A 6,462-nucleotide genomic window follows, 5' to 3' on the forward strand; every position below is an offset into this window, starting at 1 on the left:
TCTGCGCGCCCATGTTCTCGAACTTGTCGGCCAGTTCGATTTCCTTGGCGACGGTGACGCCGTCCTTGGTGATGCGGGGCGAGCCGAAGGACTTGTCGATCACCACGTTGCGGCCTTTCGGGCCGAGGGTGACTTTGACGGCATCGGCCAGGATGTTCACGCCGCGCAGCATCCGGTCGCGGGCGTCGGTGTCGAATTTGACGTCTTTAGCAGCCATTATGATAGCTCCTTGAATGGGTTATGGATTGCGTAGGATGGGCGATCCGCCCACCACCCCTCAGGAAATGATCCCGAGGATGTCGCTTTCCTTCATGATCAGCAGCTCTTCGCCGTTCAGCGTGACTTCGGTGCCCGACCATTTGCCGAACAGGACGCGGTCGCCCGCCTTGACCGACGGCGCGATCAGTTCGCCCGAATCCTTGCGGGCGCCCTCGCCGACCGAGACGATCTCGCCCTCGGCGGGTTTTTCCTTGGCGGTGTCGGGGATGATCAGCCCGCCCTTGGTCTTTTCGTCGGATTCGATACGCTTGACCAGGACACGGTCATGCAGCGGTTTGAAAGCCATCTGGGGTACTCCCTTGAGTTTCCAGGTTTTGATCTCGGTTAGCACTCACATCGTATGAGTGCCAACGCGGCTTGAGGTAGGCGATGCCTCGCTGCAAGTCAACACCCGCGCCCCGGCTTTTCGCATTGCCTTTTCCGGGCCGGATGCCACCATTGCGGCCCGACCGCCCCAATGGTGATTGCCCGCATGTCCCGCCTTCTTGCCACCCTTTCCTTCGCGCTTGGCGTCCTCGTCTCCGCGCCCCTTGCCGCCGAATGTGTCGGCCGGAACCTCTTCGATGCCATGGACCCGGCCCGCCGGGCAGAAATCCAGGCCGCCGCCGATGCGGTGCCCTTCGCCAAGGGCAATTTCTGGCGCGCCACCAAAGGGGATCAGGTCATCACCCTGGCCGGGACCTACCATTTCGACGACCCCCGCCACGCCGCCAACCTCGCCGCGCTGATGCCCGCGATCACCGGGGCCAGCGTCGTGCTGGTCGAGGCCGGACCCGAGGAGGAAAAGGCGCTGAAGGCGCAGATCGCCCGCGACCCCTCGACCATGGTGATCACCGAAGGCCCAACGCTCAACCAGCAACTCCCGCCCGAGGTCTGGGCGCAGCTCTCCGATGCGATGTCCGCCCGCGGCATCCCGGCTTTCATGACCGCGAAGTTCAAGCCCTGGTATGTGCTGACGCTGCTGTCGATCCCGCCCTGCGCCATGCTGCAGATGACGCAGGAACCCGACGGACTGGACCGGCTGGTCATCAAGGCGGCGCAAGAGGCCGGGGTGCCGGTCCGCGCGCTGGAACCCTATGACACGCTGTTCAGGATCTTCGGCAGCCTGACCGAGGCCGAGCTGACCGAGATGCTGGTCTCCACCCTCGCCATCGAGCCGCAGGGCGAGGATTACTTCACCACCCTCGTCGACGGCTATTTCGCCGGGGAAAGCCGCGCGGCCTGGGAGCTGATGCGCTTCATCGGCTACGACCAGCCCGGCTACACCCGCGCCGAGGTCGACGCTGAATTCGCCCGGATGGAGGAGATCGTCGCCTCCGCGCGCAACCGCGCCTGGATTCCGGTGCTGACCGGGGCCGCTGAACAGGGCCCGGTCTTCACCGCCTTCGGGGCGCTGCACCTGTCGGGGCAAGACGGGGTGCTGAACCTGCTGCAGAAGCAGGGCTTCACCCTGGAAGAGCTGAACCCGTGATTCTTCCGGGCCAGCTTTCCCGGCTCCATGTCCTCGACCTCGGCCTCTTCGAAGTACGCGGGGGCGAGCGTATCATCGGCATCCCCGGCTTCCTGATGCAGACCGACCGGGGCGCGAACATCCTCTTCGACACCGGCTTCCCGCCTGCCTACCTCACCGACCCGGATCGCCCCGCACAGGACGGCCTGCCCCGCTTCGGCCGCCTGCTGGACTATCGCCCCGAGCAGACCGCCGAGGGCGCGCTGGCGCTTCTGGGCCTGACGCCCGGGGATATCGACCTGGTCATCCTCAGCCACGGCCATATCGACCATGTCGGCTCGCTGCCCCGCTTCGCCCATGCCCCCATCGTCATGACCGCCCGCGAACGCGCCGAACCGGCTCCCCTCTACTTCGGCAGCGCACGCCCGATCGCCTGGCCCAAGGCGACCTATCACCTGATCGACACCGATGCCCAGGTCTGTGAGGGGCTGACCCTGATCCCCACCCCCGGCCATACCGCGGGGCACCTCTCGGCCCTTCTCACCCTTCCCGACGACCGCCACGTCATCCTTGCCGCCGATGCGATCAACCGGATCTCGGAACCCGCCGAAGACTTTGCCGACGCCGACGACCCTGTTGCTGCGAAAACCTCGGCGGAAAGGCTCCTGTCTCTCGCCCCGCCCGGGGCCTTGCTGATCTACGGTCACGAGCCGAGCCAATGGCCCCTGCTGCCCAAAGCTCCGCAGGCATGGTAGAGGCCGACCCTTGAGGAAACCACCGGCAGGGCGGCTTCGACGTCAGCGATACACTTCGCCGCGGTGACCGATGCCGACCACGAGAACGGTCACGATCTCGTCCCGGATATCGACCAGAATGCGGTAGTCCCCCACCCGATAGCGCCAGAGCCCGCCCAACCGCGCCCCTTGCAAGGCATCACCCAGGTGCCGGGGGTTGTCCAAGACAGAAATACGGGTACGAAGGAAGGAAGTGATCCGCTTGGCCTCGACGCGGCCCATCTTGGCAAGCTGCTTCTTCGCTGCGTCGGAAACTTCAATCTGCCAGACCAAGCTCACGCTCCACATCGGCCAAAGGCGTGGTCTTCTCCTCGCCGCTCGCCAGACGTTCCATCACCGCTTCCGCCAGATAGAGATCTTCCAGATATTCGATCTTTTCGATCAGCGCCTCGCGCACATAATAGGTCTTGCTGCGCCCGGTGGCCTTGGCAAGGGCCTCCAGCCGTTGTTCAAGCTCTTCCGGCAATCTGACCGACAGCATCGCAGCCCCCTTTGTCATACATGTCATGCACGTCATACATGTATGGCATCCCGCCCGCACATGCAACCCTGCCCATCGGCCCGTGACAATGCCGCCATCGCAACCTATACACCGCGCGAAATCAGCCCTGAAGGTTCCGCCCATGACCACCCTCGTCTTCGGCCACAAATCCCCCGACACCGATTCCACCGGCTCGCCCATCATCTGGGCCTGGTATCTGACCGAGATCGGCACCCCGGCGAAGCCCGTCCTGCTGGGCGAACCCAACACCGAAGCGGCCTTCGTCCTGAAGCACTGGGGCCTCGACAAGCCTGAAATCATCCAGGATGTCACCGCCGAAGACAGCGTCGTCATCGTCGACACCAACAACCCCGCCGAACTGCCCCCCTCGGTCAACGAGGCCAGGATCCAGGGCATCATCGACCATCACATGCTGGTTGGCGGGCTGAAAACGAAGACCCCGATCGACATCACCATCCGCCCGCTGGCCTGCACCGCCACCATCCTGCACGACCTGATGGGCACCACGCTGGCCAAGGCGCCGACGGGCATCAAGGGCGCGATGCTCTCCTGCATCCTGTCCGACACGCTGGAATTCCGCTCGCCCACCACCACGCCGCATGACCGTGCCGTGGCCGAAAAACTGGCCGCCGACCTGCGGGTCTCGATCCCGGACCTGGCGACGCAGATGTTCGAGGCCAAGTCCGACGTCTCCGCCTTCTCTGACGCCGAACTGCTGCGGATGGATTCCAAGGAATACAACGTCGCCGGGAAGGAGCTTCGCGTCTCGGTGCTGGAGACCACCGCGCCCAAGCTGGTGCTCGACCGCAAGGACAGCCTGATGCGCTCGATGGAGGGTGTGGCGAAGGAAGACGGCGCCGATCAGGTGCTGCTCTTCGTCGTCGACATCCTCAAGGAGGAAGCGACCCTCCTCGTCCCGAACGATCTGGTCAAGCAACTGGCCGAGGCGTCCTTCGGCGCGAAAGTCACCGGCGACACCGTGGTCCTGCCCGGCGTCATGAGCCGTAAGAAGCAGATCATCCCGGCGCTGAAGCTCTAGGGTGTTGCGCGACCTTCCGTCCATACGCGCGTATGGACGGAAACCAGACGCGATCCATACCGAATCCAGACTGCCGGTTTCGCACCGAAAGGGCACCGAATGACCGAAATCATCCGCTCGCTTGCCGACCTCACCGGCCGCTACGATGCCGTCTTCTGCGATCTCTGGGGCTGCCTGCACAACGGCCACGCGGCCTTCCCGGCGGCGGTGGCGGCCCTGCAGGGTTTCCGGGCGACCGGCGGCAAGGTCGTTCTCCTGACCAACGCCCCGCGCCCGAAATCCAGCGTTGTCAAGCAGTTGGACGGCCTTTCCGTCCCGCGCGACGCCTGGGACATCGTGGTCACTTCGGGCGATGCCGCGCAGATGGGAATGCTCTCGGGCGCCGTGGGCCGCCGCGTCCACCACATCGGCGCACCGAAGGATGAGCCTTTCTTCACCGATTTCGCCGAGGATCTCGCCGCCTATGCCGCGACCCAGCCGCCGATCATCCGCGTCCCGCTGAAAGAAGCCGAAGGCATCGTCTGCACCGGCCTGCGTGACGATCTGACGGAGACCCCGGACGACTATCGCGCGGCGCTTCTGTTGGGGAAAACACTGGGACTGCCCATGCTCTGCGCCAACCCGGACATCGTGGTCGACATGGGCGACAAGCGCGTCTACTGCGCGGGCGCGCTGGCGCAGGCCTATGAACAGATCGGTGGCACCGCGCTTTATTTCGGCAAGCCGCACCCCCCGATCTACGATCTCGCCCGCCGCCGCCTTGCCGAAGCCGGGGTTCCGGCCGACCCGCAGATCCTCTGCATCGGCGACGGGATTTCCACGGATATTCAAGGAGGTATCGGCGAGGGGCTGGATACGCTCTTCATCACCGGGGGGCTTGAAGCCGCGCAGTTCGGCACCGATGTCGAAAGCCCCGAAGCCGCAAGGCTGGAGGCGTGGCTCACCACGCGCGAACTGTCTCCGACCTTCGCCATGGGTCGGCTGCGCTGACGGCAGGGCAACTTTCATTCACCGAGCATCACTCGATTGAACAATTCTTGCGCAGACGATTGTTCTGCGCCGCAGCATGTGCTACGGTCCTGCTATGACCGGAAGGGAATCGGCCCCCATGCTCGACAACATGCCCCGCGGCACGATCTGCATCGAGGACATCGAAATCGGCATGTCCCGCCACCTGATGAAGGTGATAACCGACCGGGATATCGAGCTTTTTGCCGAAGTCTCCACCGACCGCAACCCCGTCCACCTCGACGACGCCTATGCTCGCGACACCATCTTCGAAGGCCGGATCGCCCATGGGATGCTGACCGCCGGCCTGATCTCGGCCGTCATCGGCGAGCAGCTTCCCGGCCACGGCACCGTCTATCTTGGCCAAAGCCTGAAGTTCATGGCCCCCGTCCGCCCCGGCGACATGGTCCGCGCCGAAGTCACCGTCATCGGCATCGACCATGCGAAACGCCGAGTCACCCTTGAAACCCTCGCCTCGGTGGGTAAAACCGTTGTCCTGAAGGGCGAGGCGCTGGTTCTGGCGCCCAGCCGCAAGTTCGACTGACGGGGCAGACGCCCCCTGCAAGGGCGCGAATGCAGATTCATCAGGACTTCCAGTGGCTTGACCCAAGTGCCCGGGGCGCCTCCTGCGCCATGGGCAATTTCGACGGCGTGCATCTCGGCCACCGCTCGGTGATCGACCGCGCCCGCGACCGGGGTCCTCTTGGCATCATCACCTTCGAGCCGCATCCCCGCCAGTTCTTCGCCCCCGACGCCCCGCCCTTCCGCCTGATGAACGCCGAGGCGCGGGCGAACCGGCTGGCGAAGCTGGGCGTCGAACACCTGTTCCAGCTTCCCTTCAACCGGGCGCTGGCCGCCCTGACCCCCGAGGAATTCGCCCGCGACGTGCTGGCCGAAGGGCTGGGCATTTCCCATGTCGTCGTCGGCGCCGACTTCTGCTTCGGCAAGGGCCGCACCGGCACCGCACCGGACCTGCGCCGCCTTGGCGAGCGCTTCGGCTTTGCCACCACCATCGCGCCTCTGGTGGAAATCGCCGGGCGCGAGGTCTCGTCCACCGCGATCCGCCAAGCGCTGACCGATGGGCGGCCCCGCGATGCCGCCGACATGCTGGGCCACCTGCACCGGATCGAGGGCGAGGTGATCCATGGCGAAAAACGCGGCCGTGAGTTGGGATTCCCCACCGCCAACATGGCGCTTGCGGACCTGCACCTGCCGCGCTTCGGGGTCTATGCCGTCAAGGTCGACGTGCTGACCGGCCCCCATGCCGGCAGCTACATGGGCGCGGCCAGTCTGGGTGTGCGGCCGATGTTCGCCGGTGAGGTGCCGAACCTTGAGACCTATCTCCTCGACTTCAAGGGCGACCTCTACGGCCATCACATCTCGGTCGCGC

At 65.1% G+C, this 6,462-nt stretch carries 10 protein-coding genes; 6 read left to right on the plus strand and 4 right to left on the minus strand.

Features of this window, described 5'->3' with window-relative positions; all coding sequences use genetic code 11:
- The coding region (locus V7Q39_RS18425; protein ID WP_333818070.1) for a TCP-1/cpn60 chaperonin family protein at positions 1-217 on the minus strand (217 nt) is incomplete at its 3' end.
- A 60-nt stretch (positions 218-277) separates the two neighbouring features.
- On the minus strand, positions 278-565 hold the full coding sequence (locus V7Q39_RS18430; protein ID WP_333818071.1) for a co-chaperone GroES: 288 nt from the start codon (positions 563-565) through the stop codon (positions 278-280).
- Positions 566-751: 186 nt separating this feature from the next.
- On the opposite strand from V7Q39_RS18430, the gene V7Q39_RS18435 reads away from it, so the two are divergent.
- Both V7Q39_RS18435 and V7Q39_RS18440 read left to right on the plus strand, forming a co-directional pair.
- Positions 752-1,750, plus strand: a complete 999-nt coding sequence (locus V7Q39_RS18435; protein ID WP_333818072.1) for a TraB/GumN family protein — start codon at positions 752-754, stop codon at positions 1,748-1,750.
- Positions 1,747-2,484, plus strand: coding sequence for an N-acyl homoserine lactonase family protein (locus V7Q39_RS18440; protein WP_333818073.1), 738 nt, complete (start codon positions 1,747-1,749; stop codon positions 2,482-2,484). Before V7Q39_RS18435 ends, V7Q39_RS18440 begins: the two co-directional genes overlap by 4 nt.
- Positions 2,485-2,526: 42 nt before the next feature.
- Here the strand turns inward: V7Q39_RS18440 and V7Q39_RS18445 are convergent, their stop codons facing one another.
- Both V7Q39_RS18445 and relB read right to left on the minus strand, forming a co-directional pair.
- Entirely contained in the window at positions 2,527-2,796 is a 270-nt protein-coding gene (locus V7Q39_RS18445) for a type II toxin-antitoxin system RelE family toxin (protein WP_333818074.1), read from the minus strand.
- The gene (gene relB, locus V7Q39_RS18450; RefSeq protein WP_333818075.1) at positions 2,780-3,004 is read right to left on the minus strand and encodes a type II toxin-antitoxin system RelB family antitoxin; all 225 of its coding nucleotides are present in this window, start codon (positions 3,002-3,004) and stop codon (positions 2,780-2,782) included. Before relB ends, V7Q39_RS18445 begins: the two co-directional genes overlap by 17 nt.
- A 142-nt stretch (positions 3,005-3,146) precedes the next feature.
- Here relB and V7Q39_RS18455 point away from each other — a divergent pair, with 142 nt between their 5' ends.
- The 4 genes from V7Q39_RS18455 to ribF all read left to right on the plus strand — a co-directional run.
- Positions 3,147-4,064, plus strand: coding sequence for a manganese-dependent inorganic pyrophosphatase (locus V7Q39_RS18455; RefSeq protein WP_333818076.1), 918 nt, complete (start codon positions 3,147-3,149; stop codon positions 4,062-4,064).
- Between the two features lie 99 nt (positions 4,065-4,163).
- Positions 4,164-5,054 carry a TIGR01459 family HAD-type hydrolase gene (locus V7Q39_RS18460; RefSeq protein WP_333818077.1) on the plus strand — a complete coding sequence of 297 codons (891 nt, stop codon included), beginning with the start codon at positions 4,164-4,166 and terminating at the stop codon, positions 5,052-5,054.
- Positions 5,055-5,172: 118 nt separating this feature from the next.
- Positions 5,173-5,616 (plus strand): MaoC family dehydratase, encoded by a 444-nt coding sequence (locus V7Q39_RS18465; RefSeq protein ID WP_333818079.1) that lies wholly within the window; start codon positions 5,173-5,175, stop codon positions 5,614-5,616.
- 29 nt (positions 5,617-5,645) lie between these two features.
- Positions 5,646-6,462, plus strand: an 817-nt coding sequence (gene ribF / locus V7Q39_RS18470) for a riboflavin biosynthesis protein RibF (protein WP_333818078.1), incomplete at its 3' end; no start/stop codon positions are given.

The sequence above is a fragment of the Tabrizicola sp. genome (assembly GCF_036781545.1).
GTDB lineage: Bacteria > Pseudomonadota > Alphaproteobacteria > Rhodobacterales > Rhodobacteraceae > Tabrizicola.

Bases quoted from the DNA above. Each gene is read 5' to 3' on its own strand.
- V7Q39_RS18435 (WP_333818072.1), top strand. From the start codon at position 752: ATGTCCCGCCTTCTTGCCACCCTTTCCTTCGCGCTTGGCGTCCTCGTC.
- V7Q39_RS18455 (WP_333818076.1), top strand. From the start codon at position 3,147: ATGACCACCCTCGTCTTCGGCCACAAATCCCCCGACACCGATTCCACC.
- V7Q39_RS18460 (WP_333818077.1), top strand. From the start codon at position 4,164: ATGACCGAAATCATCCGCTCGCTTGCCGACCTCACCGGCCGCTACGAT.
- V7Q39_RS18465 (WP_333818079.1), top strand. From the start codon at position 5,173: ATGCTCGACAACATGCCCCGCGGCACGATCTGCATCGAGGACATCGAA.
- relB (WP_333818075.1), bottom strand. From the start codon at position 3,004: ATGCTGTCGGTCAGATTGCCGGAAGAGCTTGAACAACGGCTGGAGGCC.
- V7Q39_RS18430 (WP_333818071.1), bottom strand. From the start codon at position 565: ATGGCTTTCAAACCGCTGCATGACCGTGTCCTGGTCAAGCGTATCGAA.